Origin of the sequence: Halopolyspora algeriensis (assembly GCF_003337235.1) — a bacterium.
Lineage (GTDB): Bacteria > Actinomycetota > Actinomycetes > Mycobacteriales > Pseudonocardiaceae > Haloactinomyces > Haloactinomyces algeriensis.
On the sequence record NZ_QPJC01000016.1, the window covers coordinates 76,404 to 95,655 of the forward strand.

16 protein-coding genes are annotated in these 19,252 nt (G+C 69.0%); all 16 read left to right on the forward strand.

Annotated elements, in window-relative coordinates:
- Nucleotides 1-91 precede the first annotated feature (91 nt).
- Nucleotides 92-460: a 50S ribosomal protein L20 gene (gene rplT / locus DFQ14_RS19605; RefSeq protein WP_114454795.1), complete on the forward strand. Its 369-nt coding sequence runs from the start codon at nt 92-94 to the stop codon at nt 458-460.
- Between the two features lie 50 nt (nt 461-510).
- The gene (locus tag DFQ14_RS19610; protein ID WP_114454796.1) at nt 511-1,338 is read left to right on the forward strand and encodes a TrmH family RNA methyltransferase; all 828 of its coding nucleotides are present in this window, start codon (nt 511-513) and stop codon (nt 1,336-1,338) included.
- A 136-nt stretch (nt 1,339-1,474) separates the two neighbouring features.
- The gene (gene pheS / locus DFQ14_RS19615; protein ID WP_114454797.1) at nt 1,475-2,542 is read left to right on the forward strand and encodes a phenylalanine--tRNA ligase subunit alpha; all 1,068 of its coding nucleotides are present in this window, start codon (nt 1,475-1,477) and stop codon (nt 2,540-2,542) included.
- Between the two features lie 66 nt (nt 2,543-2,608).
- The gene (pheT, locus tag DFQ14_RS19620; protein ID WP_114454798.1) at nt 2,609-5,098 is read left to right on the forward strand and encodes a phenylalanine--tRNA ligase subunit beta; all 2,490 of its coding nucleotides are present in this window, start codon (nt 2,609-2,611) and stop codon (nt 5,096-5,098) included.
- 53 nt (nt 5,099-5,151) lie between these two features.
- Nucleotides 5,152-6,690 (forward strand): PucR family transcriptional regulator, encoded by a 1,539-nt coding sequence (locus DFQ14_RS19625; RefSeq protein ID WP_114454799.1) that lies wholly within the window; start codon nt 5,152-5,154, stop codon nt 6,688-6,690.
- A gap of 112 nt (nt 6,691-6,802) precedes the next feature.
- Complete coding sequence (locus DFQ14_RS19630) at nt 6,803-8,056, forward strand: NAD(P)/FAD-dependent oxidoreductase (RefSeq protein ID WP_114454800.1); 1,254 nt, start codon at nt 6,803-6,805, stop codon at nt 8,054-8,056.
- Nucleotides 8,057-8,221: 165 nt separating this feature from the next.
- The gene (gene argC, locus DFQ14_RS19635; RefSeq protein ID WP_114454801.1) at nt 8,222-9,247 is read left to right on the forward strand and encodes an N-acetyl-gamma-glutamyl-phosphate reductase; all 1,026 of its coding nucleotides are present in this window, start codon (nt 8,222-8,224) and stop codon (nt 9,245-9,247) included.
- A 37-nt stretch (nt 9,248-9,284) separates the two neighbouring features.
- Entirely contained in the window at nt 9,285-10,442 is a 1,158-nt protein-coding gene (gene argJ, locus DFQ14_RS19640) for a bifunctional glutamate N-acetyltransferase/amino-acid acetyltransferase ArgJ (protein WP_114454802.1), read from the forward strand.
- On the forward strand, nt 10,439-11,395 hold the full coding sequence (gene argB, locus DFQ14_RS19645) for an acetylglutamate kinase (protein WP_114454803.1): 957 nt from the start codon (nt 10,439-10,441) through the stop codon (nt 11,393-11,395). Before argJ ends, argB begins: the two co-directional genes overlap by 4 nt.
- Entirely contained in the window at nt 11,395-12,594 is a 1,200-nt protein-coding gene (locus DFQ14_RS19650; protein ID WP_114454823.1) for an acetylornithine transaminase, read from the forward strand. The genes argB and DFQ14_RS19650 overlap by 1 nt, the downstream gene beginning before the upstream one ends.
- Complete coding sequence (gene argF, locus DFQ14_RS19655) at nt 12,591-13,517, forward strand: ornithine carbamoyltransferase (protein WP_114454824.1); 927 nt, start codon at nt 12,591-12,593, stop codon at nt 13,515-13,517. Before DFQ14_RS19650 ends, argF begins: the two co-directional genes overlap by 4 nt.
- Nucleotides 13,514-14,086 (forward strand): arginine repressor, encoded by a 573-nt coding sequence (locus DFQ14_RS19660; protein WP_114454804.1) that lies wholly within the window; start codon nt 13,514-13,516, stop codon nt 14,084-14,086. Before argF ends, DFQ14_RS19660 begins: the two co-directional genes overlap by 4 nt.
- Nucleotides 14,079-15,275, forward strand: coding sequence for an argininosuccinate synthase (locus DFQ14_RS19665; protein WP_114454805.1), 1,197 nt, complete (start codon nt 14,079-14,081; stop codon nt 15,273-15,275). Before DFQ14_RS19660 ends, DFQ14_RS19665 begins: the two co-directional genes overlap by 8 nt.
- 87 nt (nt 15,276-15,362) lie before the next feature.
- Complete coding sequence (gene argH / locus DFQ14_RS19670; protein WP_114454806.1) at nt 15,363-16,796, forward strand: argininosuccinate lyase; 1,434 nt, start codon at nt 15,363-15,365, stop codon at nt 16,794-16,796.
- Between the two features lie 31 nt (nt 16,797-16,827).
- The gene (locus DFQ14_RS19675) at nt 16,828-17,451 is read left to right on the forward strand and encodes a DNA-3-methyladenine glycosylase (RefSeq protein WP_114454807.1); all 624 of its coding nucleotides are present in this window, start codon (nt 16,828-16,830) and stop codon (nt 17,449-17,451) included.
- 30 nt (nt 17,452-17,481) lie between these two features.
- Complete coding sequence (gene tyrS / locus DFQ14_RS19680) at nt 17,482-18,756, forward strand: tyrosine--tRNA ligase (protein ID WP_114454808.1); 1,275 nt, start codon at nt 17,482-17,484, stop codon at nt 18,754-18,756.
- Nucleotides 18,757-19,252: the final 496 nt, after the last annotated feature.

A 19,252-nucleotide genomic window follows, 5' to 3' on the forward strand; every position in this document is an offset into this window, starting at 1 on the left:
TTCCCGCAATCTCTCCCGGAGCGCCGATCAGTGGTTTCCAGTTTCATCCCCGGGCGGACACCGCCCCCGATACGATCGACAGGACGGACCCGTGGCACGCGCCAACCGGGCAGTGAATGCCCACAAGAAGCGCCGGAAGATTCTCGAGTCGGCCAAGGGATACCGCGGACAGCGTTCCCGGCTGTACCGCAAGGCCAAGGAGCAGATGCTCCACTCCCAGACCTATGCCTACCGTGATCGGCGCGCCCGGAAGGGAGACTTCCGGAAGCTGTGGATCACCCGCATCAACGCTGCCTCGCGGCAGAACGGCATGGCCTACAACCAGTTCATGCAAGGCCTGAAGGCCGCTGAGGTCGAGGTGGACCGCAAGATGCTGGCCGAGTTGGCCGTCAACGACCCGCAGGCCTTCACCGCGCTGGTCGACACGGCCCGCAAGCACCTGCCGGAAGGCGCGGCCTGAGCCGCGGGAATCCCCGATCGGATCGGCGACCCGGGACCGGGGCCGCTCCGCTGACGGAGCGCTCGTCCCGGGTCGCCGCAGCTCGCAAGCTCACCCGGCGTTCCGGGCGGGACCGCGCGGGCGCGTTCCTGGCCGAGGGTGCGCAGGCAGTGCGGGAAGCGCTGGCGGCTCAGGTCGAGGGCACCGTTGGAGTGCGCGATCTCTTTGCCACCGAGGAGGCCGTACAGCGGTCTCCCGAGTTGTACGATGCCGCGCTGCAGGCCGGTATCCGGGTGCACGGCGTCACGGACCGCGCGGCGGCCGCACTGTCGGAAACGGTGACACCCCAAGGCCTGGTGGCGGTGTGCGAGCAGCCCGTGCACAGCCTCGACGAGGTCCTCGCGGGCTCACCCTCCCTGGTGGCCGTGCTGGTCGATGTGGCCGACCCCGGCAATGCGGGCACCGTGGTGCGCGTTGCCGATGCCGCGGGCTGCTCGGCCGTGCTGTTCGCCGGGGACACGGTCGATCCGTACAACGGTAAAGCCGTGCGGGCCTCCACGGGGAGTGTCTTTCACCTGCCTCTGGTGCGGGAACGGGATGCCGGGGCGGTGTTCGCGGCGTGCCGCCGTGCAGGACTGCTCGCGGTGGGCGCCGATGGGTACGCCGCCGAGGACCTGGACACCGCCGAGATGCGTGGTGCCCTGGTCGAGCCCACGGCCTGGGTGTTCGGCAGTGAGGCCCACGGGCTGGCGCGCCGGCTTCCCGAGCTGGACAGCACGCTGCGCGTGCCGTTGTACGGGCGAGCGGAAAGCCTGAATCTGGCGACGGCCGCGGCGGTGTGCCTCTACACCTCCGCCAGAACCCAGCACCGCGCGGGAACCGGCCGATACGTGAAATAGCTCATCGGGCATTGCGCTGCAAGAGCACCGAAGGCTATCGCATAGACTCGTGGCCGACCAGCGCGGTGCGAGACCGCATGTCCATGACGGATTCGCCACGGCGGGCCGTCGGAGCACGGGAGTTACGCAACAAACCATGTCTGGAGCCAACGACCCGTACGACCCGAAGGAGGTCGTCGCGCTCGCGCCGGAGACGTTGGAGCGCGCGGTCGACGATGCCCGCAAGGCCTTCGCGGCGGCTGCCGACCTCGAGGAGCTGACCGCGGCGAAGCCGGCTCACCTCGGCGAACGCTCTCCGGTGCTGACGGCGCGCCGGGAGATCGGTGCGCTGCCGCCGAAGGCGCGTGCCGAGGCGGGCAAGCGTGTGAACGAGACACGTGAGGCCATCCAGAGCGACTTCGACCAGCGCCGGGCGGCGTTGCAGGCCGAGCGGGACGAGCGGGTACTGCGCGAGGAGGCCGTGGACGTCACCCTGCCGTGGGAGCGTGTCCCCGCCGGTGCCCGGCATCCCATGACCCAGCTCATCGAGCGGATCTCCGACACCTTCGTCGGGATGGGCTGGGAAGTCGCCGAGGGTCCCGAACTCGAGACCGAGTGGTTCAACTTCGACGCGCTGAACTTCGGCAAGGATCACCCGGCGCGCACGATGCAGGACACCTTCCACGTCGCGCCCGAGGGGTCGGGACTCGTGCTGCGCACGCACACCTCGCCGGTGCAGGTGCGCTCGCTGCTGGAGCGTGAGCTGCCGGTCTACGTGGTGTGTCCCGGCCGGACGTTTCGCACCGACGAGCTCGATTCCACGCACACTCCGGTGTTTCACCAGGTCGAAGGCCTGGCCGTGGACAAGGGGCTGACGATGGCGCATCTGAAGGGCACGTTGGACGCCTTCGCTCGCGCCATGTTCGGCGAGGACTCCACCACCCGGCTGCGTCCCTCGTTCTTCCCGTTCACCGAGCCGTCCGCGGAGCTCGACGTGTGGTTCCCGGAGAAGAAGGGCGGCGCCGGCTGGGTCGAGTGGGGCGGCTGCGGCATGGTCAACCCGAACGTTCTGCGCGCGTGCGGCGTCGATCCCGAGGTCCATTCGGGGTTCGCCTTCGGCATGGGACTGGAACGCACGCTGCAGTTCCGCAACGGCATCCCGGACATGCGGGACATGGTCGAAGGCGACGTCCGATTCACCCGGGCATTCGGCATCGGAGCCTGACCGCCGCCCGGCGGAGACGTTCCCGAACATCCTGACCACCATGATCGAGAGAAGGGCGGCGACCCAGTGCGGATCCCGGTTTCCTGGCTGGCCGAGCACCTCGAACTTGCCGAGGACACGAGCGCGGAGACCCTGGCCGAGGCGTTCGTGCGGATCGGCCTGGAGGTCGAAGAGGTCACACACCTGTCCACGGTCCGGGGCCCGCTGGTCGTGGGACGCGTCGCCGAGATCGAGGAGCTGACCGAGTTCAAAAAACCCATCCGGTACTGCCGGGTGGAGGTCGGCGGCACTCCGGACGCCCCCGATTCCCGGAACATCATCTGCGGTGCCACGAACTTCAGCGAGGGAGCGCTGGTCGTGGTCGCCCTGCCGGGAACCGTGCTGCCGGGCGAATTCGAGATCACCGCGCGCAAGACCTACGGTCGCCGCAGTGAGGGCATGATCTGCTCGACCAAGGAGCTGGGCGTCGGCGAGGACCACGACGGGATTCTCGTACTGCCGCCCGGATCGGCCGATCCCGGCACCGACGCGACCGGCGTCGTGGGGCTCGACGACGCGGTGATCGAACTGGCCATCACCCCGGACCGGGGTTACTGCTTCTCGGTACGTGGCCTGGCGCGGGAATTGTCGAACGCGCTGGACGTGCCCTACCGCGATCCCGCGGCCCGGTCGGTGCCGGTGGAGGAGCGGTCTTCGCGCACGGTGGAGATCCGGGACGCGAGCGCCTGCAGCCGGTTCGTCTTCCGCCGAGTGAGCGGGGTGGATCCGACGGCACCGACGCCGTGGTGGATGCGGCGGCGCCTCGCGCTGGCCGGAATCCGTTCGTTGTCCCTGGCCGTCGACGTGACGAACTACGTGATGCTCGAACTGGGCCAGCCGCTGCATGCCTGGGATGCCGCGAAACTCGCCGGTGACGTGGTGGTGCGCCGCGCCACCGCCGGCGAGAAACTGACCACTCTGGACGGTGTCGAGCGGGTGCTCGACCCGGACGACGTGGTGATCTGCGACGACTCCGGTCCGGTTTCGCTGGCCGGGGTGATGGGTGGTGCGACCACCGAAATCGGTGCGGACTCCCACGACGTGCTGCTCGAGGCGGCAAACTGGGACCCGGCGAGCATTGCCCGCGCGATCCGCAGGCACAAGCTGCCCAGCGAGGCGGGCAAGCGCTTCGAGCGGGGCGTGGACCCGGCCGTGGCGCCGGTGGCCACGGAGAGAGCCGCGCAGCTGCTCGCCCGCTTCGGTGACGGCACCATCGAGGCGGGGCGGACCGACGTCGGCGAACCTTCCGCCCCGGCGCCGGTGACGATGCCGCTGGCGCTGCCGGACAAGGTGGCGGGGGTCCATTACGAGCGTGGAGTGACTGCCAGGCGCCTCAACCAGATCGGCTGCGGGATCGAGGTCAGTACCTCCGACAGCGGTGTCGGTCTGGTGACCGCGACACCGCCGAGCTGGCGCCCGGACCTGACCCAGCCCGCCGACCTGGTCGAGGAAGTGCTACGGCTGGAGGGCTACCACACGATCCCCTCGGTTCTGCCTTCCGCACCCGGCGGGCGGGGACTGGAGGAGACCCAGCTCCGGCGTCGCGCGGTGTCGCGCGCGCTGGCCCACGACGGTTACGTCGAAGTCCTGCCTTTCCCGTTCACCGGACAGGACACCCTGGACAAGCTCGGCCTCGCCGACGACGACCCCCGGCGCCGGACCCTGAGCGTGCTCAACGGCCTGGAAACCGAGCGGTCGGTGCTGGCTTCCACCTTGCTGCCGGGCTTGCTGGAGACACTGCAGCGCAATGTGGCGCGCGGACAGCGGGACCTGGCGCTGTTCCACCTCGGGCAGGTGGTGCTGGCCGAGGAGGAACCGCCGGAGGTGCCCGAGGTCGGCGTCACCGAGCGTCCTTCGGACGAGCAGATCGCCGCGCTGCACGCGGCACTGCCCGCTCAGCCGACGCACGTGGCGGCGGTGCTGGCCGGTCGCCGGGAGCAGCCCGGATGGTGGGGCAAGGGACGCGACGCGAGCTGGGCCGATGCCATCCAGGCGGCACGCACCGTTGCCGAGGCGGCGGGCGTCGAGCTCACGATCGCCGCCGATGATCTCGCCCCGTGGCATCCGGGACGGTGCGCGCGCTTCCAGGTCGGCGAGACCGTTGTGGGGTATGCCGGTGAGTTGCATCCCAAGGTCGTCGAGGCGCTGGGGCTGCCCAAGCGCACCTGCGCCATGGAACTCGATCTCGATGCCGTGCCGCTGACCGACGAGCGTCCGGCACCGCAGGTCTCGGCCTACCCGCCGGTCCTGCTGGATGTGGCGCTGGTGGTGGACGAGTCCGTGCCCGCTTCGGACCTCGCCGAGGTCGTGCGTTCCGGAGGTGGCGCTCTGCTGGAGGATGTCCGGTTGTTCGACGTCTACGCCGGCGAGCGGGTCGGTGCGGGCAAGAAGTCGCTGGCATTCGCCTTGCGCCTGCGTGCCCCGGACCGGACGTTGACCCAGGACGAGGCCATCGAGGCCCGGGACGCGGCGATCGACGCCGCCAAGAAGCACTTCGACGCGACCCTGCGCGCATAGCGCGCTGCTGCGCGGGGCGGTGACCGCTCCGGCGGGGCGTGCGGTGGACACTCATGGTCAAGCTCGACCGGTTGGTCAACGTTCTCGGTGGGTACGGGGCGCGGCTGTGCTGCGCTGCCCGCTCCCGGGAGACGGAATTGCGCGGTGTCGCGCTGCACGATCCCACGGAAGCCGCCGGTGACACCGAGGATGTCCTGCTGGCCGTCGGTGTCGATTCCCCGCAGGCGGCGGAGAGCGTCCTGGAGAGCACTCGGGCTTGCGTGGTGGTGTTCCGCATCGCGGCCCTCACCGAGCACGCCCTGACGTCGGCACGGCAGCGTCAGGTGGCGGTGGTGCTCGTCGATACCGCCGTGTCGTGGGGTCAGCTGGCCGGTGTCGTCTACGGCCTCGTCCTGGAGGGACGGGAAACCGAGGCGGGGCGGGGGCCGGCGGATCTGTTCGCCCTGGCCGACTCGCTGGCGGATTCGGTCGGTGGCCCGGTGACGATCGAGGACCACCGGTCGGGCGTGCTGGCGTATTCGCGCAGGCAGGAAAGCGCGGACCGGGCACGGCTGGAGACCATTCTCGGCCGGCGCGTTCCGGAGGGAATTCGGCGTGAACTCGCCGATCGGCGGGTATTCGCCCATCTCGCCTCCTCGGACGAACCGCTGTTCGTGGGGCCGCTGGCCGGCGGAGAGGTCGGTGGTCGGGTGGTCATCGCGGTACGGGCGGGTCGGGAACTGCTGGGATCGGTCTGGGTCGAGACACCGGAGCCCCTCGATTCCCGGCACGAGGCCGCCCTCGTCGAGGGTGCCCGTACCGCGGCGCTGCACCTGCTGAGGAACCGCGCGAGTGCGGACCTGGAGCGGCAGGTGGAGTCGGATCTCGTGCTCGGGTTGCTGGAAGGCACTGTGGACGCGCCCGCGGTGCTCAGCCGGCTCGGCCTGCGTGGTAGCCGATTCCGGGTGGTGGCTGTGCAGGCACACACCGACAGCGAGCACGGAGCTGCCGCCCTGCTCGTGTTCGAGCAGGCGACCACCGGTTTCGGGTGGGCACGTCCGGGGCGCAGCGCCCTGTTCGCCAATGCCGTGTACACGATCCTGCCGTGCGGGGACGAGGTCGACGCCGTGCGGGAGTGGGTGCGCACGCTGGCGGGCGAGATGCCCGGAGGGACCACGGTCCTCGCCGGCATCGGGGGGACGGCGGAGCCGCTGCAGCTGCCCGCGAGCCGGCGGGAGGCCGACGAGAGTCTGGCGGTGCACGCAGGCCGTCCGGATCGGCAACCGGCCGTGGTCTACGACGATGCCTGGCACGAGATCCTGCTGCGCCGCCTGCGCAATGCCGCTTCCGCGAGCCGCACACCGGAGCGGGGACCTGTCGCAGATCTCCGCAGGCACGACGCGGAACGGGGCACTCGCTATGTCGAGACACTGCGGGCGTGGCTGCAGTGCCAGGGCGATCTGGGAGTCGCCGCGTCCCGGATCGGGGTTCATCCGAACACGATCCGCTACCGCCTGCGGAAGATGGCCGAAGTGACGTCGCTGGATCTGGAGGACCCGGACAAGCGCCTCGCCATGATCATCGCCTTGGCCGTGGAGGAATCCGCACCCTGATCGTGGCTCCGATCCAATCCGCCGGGAGGTGTTTGTGCGAAATCGACAGACGCCACCGGAGTGATCTGCGGCATGCTCGGTGGTGGAGCAAGCGAGCGCAGCGGAGGCGAATATGCGTGCGGACGGGATCGAGGGAGTTCCCGGCAATGCCGTGGTGGTCGGAGCCGGGGTGGTCGGGTTGTCCACCGCGTGGTTCCTGCAGGAGCACGGTGTCGAGGTGACGGTGTTGGACCGCGCGGATGTTGCGGCGGGGGCCTCGTGGGGCAATGCGGGCTATCTCTCACCCGGCTTGTCGGTTCCCCTGCCCGAACCGGGGGTGCTGCGCTACGGTCTGCGCTCTCTGCTGGACCGTAACGCGCCGTTGTACGTGCCCGCCACGGTGAATCCGGGGCTGTGGTCGTTTCTGGCGACGTTCGCACGGCACTGCACCACGCGCGCCTGGGAGCGCTCCATGCGCTCGTTCGTCCCGATGAACTCGGAGTGCCTCGAGGCCTTCGACATGCTGGAAGCCGGAGGTGTGCGGGCGACGAGCACGCGAGCTCCCATCACGGCGGCGTTCGAGAAGGCCGAGCAGCTCCCGGCTCTGCGGCACGAGTTCGATCTCATCCGCCGGGCCGGGCAGGAACTCGACGTCACGGAAATGACCCCGGCGCAGGCCGGGGTTCCGCAGCTGTCCTCACAGATCGAGGCCGTCCTGCGGCTGGAGAACCAGCGCTACGTCGATCCCGGGGAGTTCGTGCGAGCACTCGCCGCCTCGGTCACCGAACGCGGGGGTGAGATCCGCACCGGCTTCACGGCCGAGGGGATCGACCGGAGCGCGGGGAGGGTGATCGTCCGCTCGTCGACGGGCGAGCGCGTTTCCGCCGAAGCCGCCGTCGTGTCGGCCGGTGCCTGGCTGAGCCGGCTCGCCAAGCCGCTCGGTGTCCGCACTCGGGTGCAGGCGGGGCGCGGCTACTCCTTCACGGTTCCGACCGAGCACCCCGTTCCGGGACCGATCTACCTGCCCGCGGTGCGGGTGGCCTGCACGCCGTATCAGGGTGGGTTGCGCGTGGCGGGAACGATGGAGTTCCGGTCGGCGGACGCGGCACTGGACAGGGATCGCATCGAGGCGATCGTGCGCTCGGCACGGCCGCTGCTGGATGGGGTGTCCTGGCAGGATCGTCATGACGAGTGGGTCGGTCCACGGCCGGTGACGCCGGACGGGCTGCCGTTGATCGGCGCCTCGAACACGCCGGGCGTGTTCATCGCAGGTGGGCACGGGATGTGGGGATTGACGCTCGGCCCGCTGACCGGGCACCTGCTCGCCGAGCAGATCGGTTCCGGCAAGCCCCCTGCCGCATTGCGTCCCTTCGACCCGTTGCGCTGACGGTCTCGGAGCAGGGTGCCCCCGTATCGGGGGTGCCCCGGCAGAGGTGATGTTCCGCCCCGCCGTCTCCGTGGGGCGGGAACGAAAAGTGGCTGCACCGCACCGGTCAGTGTTGCTCACCACCCCTGTTTGATTGATATTGCATTTTCATGCATAATTATCCGCATGGTGCTTCGAGTGGCGGTGGCCGGTGCGAGCGGCTATGCGGGCGGAGAACTGCTCCGCCTGCTGCTGTCGCATCCCGAGGTGGAAATCGGCGCGCTGACCGCGGGGGGAAACGCGGGCAGCAAGCTGGGTGAGCACCACCCGAATCTGGTGCCCTTGGCCGATCGCGTGCTCGCCGATACTTCGGTGGCCGAACTCTCCGGCCACGACGTCGTCTTTCTGGCTCTGCCGCACGGGCATTCCGCCGCGATCGCCGCCGAGCTCGGCGATACCGTCGTCATCGACTGCGGCGCCGACCATCGGCTCAACGATGCAGCCGACTGGCAGCGCTGGTACGGCGGCGAGCACTCCGGGACCTGGCCCTACGGCATTCCCGAACTGCCACGCGCGCGGGAGCAGCTGCTCGGAGCGAACCGCATCGCGGTACCGGGCTGCTTCCCGACCGTGTCGTCCTTGGCGATGGTTCCGGCGCTGGCCGCGGGCCTCGTCGCGCCGGAAGCCGTGGTCGTCGCCATGACCGGCACTTCGGGTGCGGGCCGGGCACTCAAACCGCACCTGCTTTCGGCCGAGGTCATGGGTTCGGCAAGTGTGTACGGCGTCGGTGGGGCACACCGGCACACACCGGAGTTGATCCAGAACTTCTCGGCGGCGGCGGGCGAGCCGGTGCAGGTCTCGTTCACTCCGGTGCTCGCTCCGATGGCGCGCGGCATCCTGGCCACCTGCAGCGCCCCGTTGCGGGGTGAGGTCGATGCGGACATCGCTCGCAAGACCTACCTCGATGCGTACGCAGGCGAACCCTTCGTGCACGTCCTGCCCGACGGTGCCTGGCCGCAGACCTCGGCCACGCTCGGTGCGAACACCGTGCACCTGCAGGTGACCGTCGACGCCGACGCCGGACGCCTCGTCGCGGTCGGCGCCGAGGACAACCTGACCAAGGGCACCGCCGGTGGCGCGGTGCAGTGCATGAACTTCGCCCTCGGTCTGCCGGAGACCACCGGGTTGCCCACGACAGGAGTCGCCCCGTGAGCGGCGCCGTCCCCTCGACCGACAGTCAGGAGCAAGCATGAGCGTGACCGGGCCTGCCGGTTTCCGGGCCGCCGGAGTGGCCGCGGGCATCAAGGCGGGGAGACCCGATCTGGCGCTGGTCGTCAACGACGGTCCGCAGGACGCCGCGGCCGGTGTGTTCACGACGAACAAGGTCAAAGCCGCTCCGGTGCTGTGGTCGCAGCAGGTGTTGCGGGAGCGGCGGCTGCGCGCGGTGGTGCTCAATTCCGGGGGGGCCAACGCCTGTACGGGCCCGGAAGGATTCCAGGACACCCATGCCACCGCCGAAAGGGTCGCCGAGGCCCTGGGGACGGGTGCGATCGGTGTCGCGGTGTGCTCGACCGGCTTGATCGGCCAGCGGTTGCCGATGGAGGCACTCCTGCCCGGTGTGGATACCGCAGCCAAGTCCCTGGACTCCTCGGAGCGTGCGGCCACGGACGCGGCGACGGCGGTCCTGACCACCGACGGTGGTCCCAAGCAGGCCTGCGTCTCGCATCCCGATGGTTGGTCGATCGGCGGGTTCGCCAAGGGAGCCGGGATGCTGGCGCCGAACCTGGCGACCATGCTCAGCGTGCTGACCACCGACGCCGTGATCGACGGTACGGAACTCGACGCCGCGCTGCGTGCGGCCACGCGAACCACCTTCGACCGGATCGACGTGGACGGCGGCACCTCGACCAACGACGCCGTGCTGGTGCTCGCCTCCGGCGCCTCCGGCGTCCGCCCCTCGGGGGAGGAGTTCGCCGAATGGCTCACCACGGTCAGCGCCGACCTCGTGCGGCAGATGCAGCATGACGCGGAAGGGGCGACCAAGGCGATCGACATCACCGTGCGGGGCGCCGTCAGCGAGGACGACGCGGTGCGCATCGGTCGCGTCATCGCCGAGGACAACCTGGTCTCCACGGCGCTGTTCGGATCGGATCCCAACTGGGGACGGATCGCGATGGCGGTGGGCCGGGCGCAGGCCGAGGTCGACGTCGACAAGGTGGAAATCGCCACGAACGGCGTCACGCTCTACGCCGGAGGTACCCGGGCGGCCGACCGCAGTGCGGCGGATCTGTCCGGCCGGGACATCGAAATCGTCATCGACCTGCACCTCGGCGAGCACGCGGCGACCATCCTGACCACCGACCTGTCCCACGGCTACGTCGAAGAGAACAGCGCCTACTCCTCATGACTTCCCATACTGCGAACAGCCAGGACCGGTCCGACGACCGGTTGGCCACCGCGGGCGAGAAAGCCCGTGTGCTGACCGAGGCGCTGCCGTGGCTGGAGCGCTTCCACGGTGCCACGGTGGTCATCAAGTACGGCGGCAATGCCATGACCGACGAAGGCCTCAAGCAGGCCTTCGCCGAGGACATGGTGTTCCTCCGGCTCGCGGGTCTGCATCCGGTCATCGTGCACGGCGGCGGCCCGCAGATCACCACCATGCTGGACCGGTTGGGCATGGAGGGCGAGTTCCGCGGTGGCCTGCGCGTGACCACGCCCGAAACCATGGACGTGGTGCGGATGGTGCTCGTCGGTCAGGTCGGCCGCGAACTCGTCGGGTTGATCAATCAGCACGGTCCGCACGCGGTGGGCATGTCCGGTGAGGACGCGCACTTGTTCACCGCCCGGCGACGGAGCGCGCTCGTCGACGGCGAACCGGTGGATGTGGGACTGGTCGGCGACGTGGTCTCGGTGAATCCGGACGCGGTGCGGGACCTGATCCGCGCCGGGCGGATCCCGGTGGTCTCGACCGTGGCTCCCGATCCCGACGGCGTGGTGCACAACGTCAACGCCGACACGGCGGCTGGTGCGCTCGCCGTCGCGCTGGGTGCCGAGAAGCTCGTGGTGCTGACCGATGTCGAGGGCCTGTACACCGACTGGCCGGACCGGTCCTCGCTGGTGTCCCGGCTGGACGCCGACAGGCTGGAGCGGATGCTGCCCGGTCTGTCCTCCGGGATGGTCCCGAAGATGGAGGCGTGCCTGCGTGCGGTACGTGGTGGGGTGCCGCGCGCCCACGTGATCGACGGCAGGCTCGCGCACTCGGTGCTGCTGGAAGTGTTCACCAGTGAGGGGGTCGGCACGATGGTCCTTCCCTCGGGTGAGCAGGACTGTCCCGCGGCCGCGGAAGGGGAAGACGGATGATGCCGCACGACGAGACCAACGCCGCAGGGCTGCAGCGCTGGCAGGAGTCCATGATGGACAACTACGGCGCACCGAAGCTGACTCTGGTCGGCGGATCGGGCTGCGAGGTCACCGATGCCGGGGGAACGAGCTACCTCGACCTGTTCGGGGGGGTCGCGGTGAACGCCCTCGGTCATGCGCACCCGGCCGTGGTGACCGCTGTCACCGAGCAGATTTCCCGGCTCGGGCACGTGTCGAACTTCTACGCGCACGAGCCGGGTCTGCAGCTGGCCGAGGAGTTGCTGAATCTGGCCGGTGTCGCCGGCACCGGCCGAGTGCTGTTTTGCAACTCGGGTGCCGAGGCCAACGAAACCGCGTTCAAGATCGCCCGACTGACGGGACGGACGAAGATGGTGGCCGCCACAGGTGGCTTCCACGGCCGCACGATGGGGTCCCTGGCGCTGACGGGGCAACCCGGTAAGCAGGAACCGTTCGAGCCGCTTCCGGCGGGTGTGGTGCACGTCCCCTACGGCGATGCGGCAGCGCTCGAGTCCGCCGTGGACGAATCCACGGCCGCCGTCGTACTCGAACCGATCCAGGGCGAAAACGGTGTGGTCGTTCCTCCGGACGGTTACCTGCAGGCCGCGCGGGACATCGCCACTCGTCGGGGCGCGCTGCTCGTGATCGACGAGGTGCAAACCGGGATCGGGCGTACCGGGCACTGGTTCGCCTTCCAGCGCAGCGGGATCGTTCCCGACGTCATCACACTGGCCAAGGGGCTCGGTGGCGGGTTGCCGATCGGAGCCTGCATCGGCGTCGGCGAGGCTGCAACGCTGCTGCGCCCCGGCCAGCACGGCACCACCTTCGGAGGCAATCCGGTCGCGTGTGCCGCGGCGCTCGCGGTCCTGCACACCATCGCCTCCGAGGGGCTGTTGGAACGCGCCGAGCGTCTCGGCAAGGACATCATGGCCCGCGTGCAGGGAATGAACCATCCGCTGATCTCCGAGGTCCGCGGCGCGGGGATGTTGATCGGTATCGCGCTGAACGCGGCGGTGGCTCCCCGGGTGACCGCTGCCGCGCAGAACAGCGGATATCTGCTCAATCCCGCGCAACCGGAGGTACTGCGACTCGCGCCGCCCCTGGTGCTGCAGCCGGACCAGGCACAGCGATTCCTGTCCGACCTGCCCGCATTGCTGTCCACGCCCGAGGGGAATGCCTGATGCGTCACTTTCTGCGCGACGACGATCTCGGTCCCGACGAGCAGCTCGCGGTGCTCGATCTGGCCGACGAGTTCAAACGCGATCCCTACGGTGCGCAGTCCCTGTCGGGACCCCGTTCCGTCGCGGTGATCTTCGAGAAGAATTCGACCCGGACCCGGCTGTCCTTCGAGGTCGGCATCAGCCAGCTCGGCGGCCATCCGGTCGTCGTGGACAGCCGGATGACCCAGCTCGACCGTGAAGAGACCATCGAGGACACCGCACGAGTGCTGTCGCGCTACGTGGACCTCGTCGTGTGGCGCACCTTCGCCCAAACCCGGATCGACGCGATGGCCTCGGTCTCGACCGTGCCGGTCGTCAATGCCCTCACCGATGAATTCCACCCCTGCCAGGTGCTCGCCGACCTGCAGACGATCCGCGAGCGCCACGGTGATCTCGCCGGACTGACGCTCACCTACCTCGGTGACGGCGCCAACAACATGGCGCACTCGCTGCTGGTGGGTGGGGCCACGGCGGGCATGCACGTACGGGTGGGCGCACCGGAGGGCTTCGCCCCCGCCGAATGGGTGCTCGAGGCGGCCACGAAGCGGGCCGCCGCCACCGGTGGCTCTGCGTCGGTGTTCAGCAGGCCGCATGCCGCCGTGGAGGGCGCCGATGTGCTGGTCACCGACTCGTGGACCTCGATGGGACAGGAGGACGACGGCAAGGACCGCGTCGGTCCGTTCCGGCCGTTCCAGCTCAACACCGAGCTGTTGGCCGCCACCGGTAAGCCCGGAACCAGCGTGCTGCACTGCCTGCCCGCACACCGGGGATGGGAGATCACCGACGAGGTACTGGACGGCCCTGCGAGTGCGGTCTTCGACGAGGCGGAAAACCGCCTGCACGCGCAGAAAGCCCTCCTGGCATGGATGGTGCAACGACGATGACGACCAGAGTCGCACGGCAAGCGCGCATCGTCGAACTCGTCTCGTCGCGGGACATCCGCAGCCAGACCGAGCTGGCGAAGTTGCTGGCCGGGGACGATATCGAGGTCACCCAGGCGACCCTGTCCCGCGATCTCGACGAACTGGGCGCGGTGAAATTGCGCGGACCCGACGGGGGAGCGGCCGTCTACGTCATCCCCGAGGACGGCAATCCGCTCCCGGGGGTGCAGGGAGGTACCTCCCGGCTGAGCAGGCTGCTCGGTGAGCTGCTCGTCAGCGCGGACGGATCGGGCAATCTGACCGTGCTGCGCACTCCTCCGGGGGCAGCGCAGTTTCTCGCCAGTGCCATCGACCGCTCGGCGCTGCTGGAGGTGGTCGGCACGATCGCGGGTGACGACACCGTGATGGTCGTGGCCCGCGAACCCCTCACCGGCCAGGGCCTCGCGCAGCGCTTCACCACGATGGCGGCCGGTGAGCACCCGGAGTCTCCGGACTCCGGCCCGAACGAACAGGACAACCGCAATCCGCTCGAAACGGGGCGGAAAGAACACGAGGAGCACGACAATGACTGAGCGGGTGGTACTGGCCTACTCCGGAGGTTTGGACACGTCCGTGGCCATCGGATGGATCGCCGAGGAAACCGGCGCCGAGGTCATCGCCGTCGCGGTGGACGTGGGTCAGGGTGGCGAAGACCTGGAGACCGTGCGCAAGCGGGCGCTGGCCTGCGGTGCGGTCGAAGCCGTCGTCGCGGATGCGCGCGACGAGTACGCCGAGCAGTACTGCCTGCCCGCGCTCCAGGCGAATGCCCTGTACATGGACCGTTACCCCCTGGTCTCCGCGCTGTCGCGGCCGCTGATCGTCAAGCATCTGACCGATGCCGCGAACGAGCACGGCGCCACGGCCGTGGCGCACGGATGTACCGGTAAGGGCAATGACCAGGTGCGTTTCGAAGTCGGTATCGGCGCCCTGGCGCCCGACCTGAAGGTCATGGCGCCGGTGCGGGACTTCGCATGGACCAGGGAGAAGGCGATCGCCTGGGCCGAGGACCGCAGTCTGCCGATCGACGTGAGCAAGAAGTCGCCGTACTCGATCGACCAGAATGTCTGGGGTCGTGCCGTCGAGACCGGCTTCCTGGAGGACATCTGGAACGCCCCGGTCGAGGATGTCTACTCCTACACCGCAGACCCGAGCCAACCGCGCGATGCCGACGAGCTGGTGATCACGTTCGACAAGGGTGTGCCGGTGGCCATCGACGGTGAGACCGTGACCACGCTGCAGGCCATCGAAGAGCTCAACCGGCGAGCGGGCGCCCAGGGTGTCGGCCGGTTGGACATGGTCGAGGACCGGCTGGTCGGGATCAAGAGCCGGGAGGTCTACGAGGCACCGGGCGCGATGGCGCTGATCACCGCGCACCAGGAGCTGGAGGACGTCACGCTCGAGCGCGATGCCGCGCGGTTCAAGCGCACCGTCGCCCAGCGCTGGGGCGAGCTCGTCTACGACGGTCTGTGGTTCTCGCCGCTGAAGAACGCGCTGGACGCCTTCGTCGCCGACACCCAGCAGCACGTCACCGGCGAGGTCCGCATGACGTTGCACGGCGGCCGGGCCGTGGTCACCGGGCGGCGCAGCCAGGAGTCGCTGTACGACTTCCACCTGGCCACCTACGACGAGGGCGACACCTTCGACCAGGGTCTGGCGAAGGGCTTCGTCCAGCTGTGGGGCCTGCCCAGCAAGATCGCCGCCAAGCGGGACCAGCGGGGCTGAGCGCGTGGGGGAGGTGGGGACCGCTCGGTCAACCCACCTCCACCCGTGCCCGAGGGACCCCGAAACCACTCACCGAGGGACGACGTCGTGACTCAGCAAGACGGTGCTGCACCCGAACCCACCAAGCTCTGGGGCGGCCGGTTCGCCTCCGGCCCCGCGGAGGCGATGGCGGCGCTGAGCCTGTCCACGCACTTCGACTGGTGCCTGGCCCCCTACGACATCGCAGGCTCCCGCGCACACGCCCGGGTGCTGCACGCTGCGGATCTGCTCACCGACACCGAGCTCGAGCAGATGCTCGAAGGCCTGGACACTCTGGCCGCCGATGTCGAGTCCGGGCGGTTCCAGCCCGTGGTCGACGACGAGGATGTGCACACCGCCCTCGAGCGTGGCCTCCTGGAACGTGTCGGCCGGGAGCTCGGCGGCAAGCTGCGGGCGGGGCGTTCCCGCAACGACCAGGTCGCCACGCAGTTCCGGATGTGGCTGCGCGATGCCACGCGCCGCGTGGTCGCGGGAGTGCTCGACATCGTCGAGGCTCTGAACGCGCAGGCGCAGGCACACCCCGAGGCAGTCCTGCCCGGCCGCACCCACCTGCAGCACGCGCAGCCGGTGCTGCTGGCGCACCACCTGCTCGCGCACTGCCAGGCACTGCTCCGCGACGTGCAGCGCTTCCGCGATTGGGACGCGCGCACGGCGTTCTCGCCCTACGGGTCGGGCGCCCTGGCGGGTTCCTCCCTCGGTCTCGACCCGCAGGCGGTCGCGGCCGAGCTCGGTTTCGACGGTGCCGTGGACAACTCCATCGACGGCACCTCCTCGCGGGACTTCGCCGCGGAATCCGCGTTCGACCTGGCCATGCTCGCGGTGAACCTGTCCCGGGTCGCCGAAGAGGTGGTCATCTGGAACACCGCCGAGTTCGGCTACATCACGCTGGACGACGCATGGGCCACGGGCAGTTCGATCATGCCGCAGAAGAAGAACCCGGACGTGGCCGAGCTCGCTCGCGGGAAGGCAGGCCGCCTGCTCGGTAACCTGACGGGTCTGCTGACCACGCTCAAGGCTCAACCCCTCGCCTACAACCGGGACTTGCAGGAGGACAAGGAACCGGTCTTCGATTCGGTGCAGCACCTGGAACTGCTGCTGCCCGCCATGGCCGGGATGCTGGGCACGCTCACGTTCGACACCGAACGGATGGCCCGGCTCGCCCCCGCCGGGTTCACACTCGCCACCGACATCGCCGAGTGGCTGGTGCGGCAAGGAGTGCCCTTCCGCGTCGCCCACGAGGCCTCGGGTGAGTGTGTGCGCCTCGCCGAGGCGCGGGAAGTCGGGCTGGACGAGCTCACCGACGAGGAACTCACCTCCGCGCATCCCGCGCTGACCCCGCAGGTCCGTGAGGTGCTCACCGTCTCGGGGTCGATCGCCTCGCGCAACGCTCACGGTGGTACCGCCCCCGAGCGCGTCGCCGAACAGAGCCGCCGCGTCACGGCGGCGGTGGCCGACCATCGCCACTGGCTCGCGGACCGCTGATGCGTCGAGCCCGCCGGGTACGGTGCTGCCCGTGACACAGGTGACTCGAGAGGAACTCGCACACGACCCGCTGTGGGTGGCCCGGTACTTGCTCGGTTGCGAACTGTGGTCGAGCGGACCACACGGTGATGTGGGGATCCGGCTCGTCGAGGTGGAGGCGTATCGCGGTGGCGACGACCCGGCCTCGCACTGCTATCGCGGCCGCACAGCGCGCAACAGCGTCATGTTCGGGCCCGCGGGCCACCTCTACGTGTACTTCATCTACGGCATGCACTTCTGCATCAATGTCGTGTGCCTGACCGATGGCGTGCCCGGCGCGGTACTGCTGCGCGCGGGCGAGATCCTCTCCGGTGAGGAGCTGGCCCGGCAGCGCCGCCCCGCTGTGCGCAAGGACACCCACCTGGCCACCGGCCCGGCCCGGCTGACCAGCGTGCTGGGAATCACGAGGGAGCACAACGGGATCGACCTCACCGATCCGGATTCGCCGGTGCGGTTGTTCACCGGGATGCCCGTCGACGAGGACGACGTGCGTACCGGTCCCCGCGTGGGGGTCGTCAGTGCCGAGGACCTTCCCTGGCGTTCCTGGGTGGACGGTTCACCGGCGGTGAGCACTTATCGCAGGGGAGGACGCCGCCGCAGCCGGGACCAGGCGTAACGGCGATTGCGGGCGTGCGAAACTGAGTGCGTGAGCGAGCACATCCTTGACGAGCTGTCCTGGCGCGGCCTGATCGCGCAATCCACCGACGCCGACGCGCTGCGTCGTGATCTGGATGCCGGGCCGCTCACGCTCTATGCGGGTTTCGACCCCACCGCTCCGAGCCTGCACGCGGGGCACCTGGTGCCTTTGCTGACCCTGCGACGGTTCCAGCTCGCTGGGCACCGCCCGGTCGTGCTCGCCGGTGGGGCAACCGGCCTCATCGGTGATCCCCGCGATGTCGGGGAGCGCAACCTGCACGACGAGGACACGGTGCGGGAGTGGACCGAGGGCATTCGAGGCCAACTCGAGCGGTTCGTCGACTTCGACGACTCGCCGACCGGTGCGGTCGTCGAGAACAACGCGGACTGGACCGCGAACCTGTCGGTGACCGCGTTCCTGCGGGACGTCGGCAAGCACTTCTCGTTGAACACGATGCTGGCCCGCGACACCGTCAAGCGACGCCTGGAAACCGACGGCATGTCCTACACCGAGTTCAGCTACATGCTGCTGCAGGCCAACGACTACGTGCAGCTCTACCGCAGGTACGGCACCCGGCTGCAACTCGGCGGATCCGACCAGTGGGGAAACATCGTCGCCGGTGTCGATCTGCTCCGCAGGCAGGACGGGGTCGCCGGCCACGGGATGACATTGCCGTTGGTCACCGATTCGGAGGGGCGCAAGTTCGGCAAGTCCACAGGGGGCGGCAACGTCTGGCTCGATCCCGCGATGACCTCGCCGTACGCGTGGTACCAGTACTTCGTCAACTCCAACGACGCCGACGTGGGCAAGTATTTGCGTCTGTTCACCTTCCTCGGAAACGAGGAGATCGAGGAGCTGGAGAACACGACCGCCGAGCGCCCGCAGTTGCGCGCGGGGCAACGGAAACTGGCGGAGGAACTCACCACGTTGGTGCACGGCGAGCACGCAACCCGGCAGGTGGTCGCCGCGAGTCAGGCGCTGTTCGGCCGTGGAGAACTCGCCGAGCTCGACGAGTCGACGCTGGATGCGGCCATGGCCGAGGTGCCGACCGGTGAGGTCCGGCTCGCCGACGAGCCGACGATCGTGGATCTGCTCGTGGCCACTGGGTTGGCAACCGGCAGGGCTGCGGCGCGTCGCACGATCAACGAGGGCGGGGCCTATGTCAACAACGGCAAAGTCACCGATGACGCGTGGTCTCCGGCCAAGGAGGATCTGTTGCACGGTCGCTGGCTCGTCGTCCGGCGTGGTAAGCGCCACACTGCGGGAGTTCGCGTGCTCCACTAGGGCGCCTGCTATGCAGGAAAGGCGATGACCTGCGGTTTTCGCCTTTTCGGCAATGGTTCGGGCTGATTTGACTCCGCGTTTGTCGGCGCGTAACTTGTTTCCTGTCAGAGCGGAACGGACCGAGCCGCAATCCGCGGGATTGCAGGCTGGGGTCGGGCGCTGACGGGGTCACGAACCAAGCTCCCACGTAGTGGTAGAGTGGGTGACCCGAACCGAGAGAAAAATGATGTGGTGGCGAGCTCTGCATGGGGCGAGTGCCGGCGCGATTTTCGATCGGGTAAAATAGTGGATGGCTGCTTCAGTCGTATACACAGCGGTGGCCGCTTCGGTCCCTTGAGGGGGGCGGTGTGAGTGGCCGAATCCGGATGGGTTAGGCTGAAAGCCAACACAGAAAAACACGCGGGGCGTGGCCTGCCTGTGGTGGGTGTGTTCTTTGAGAACTTGACAGTGTACCGATGGTTCGGTGTGTTTGTGCGGAACCGTTTTTTGGTTTTTT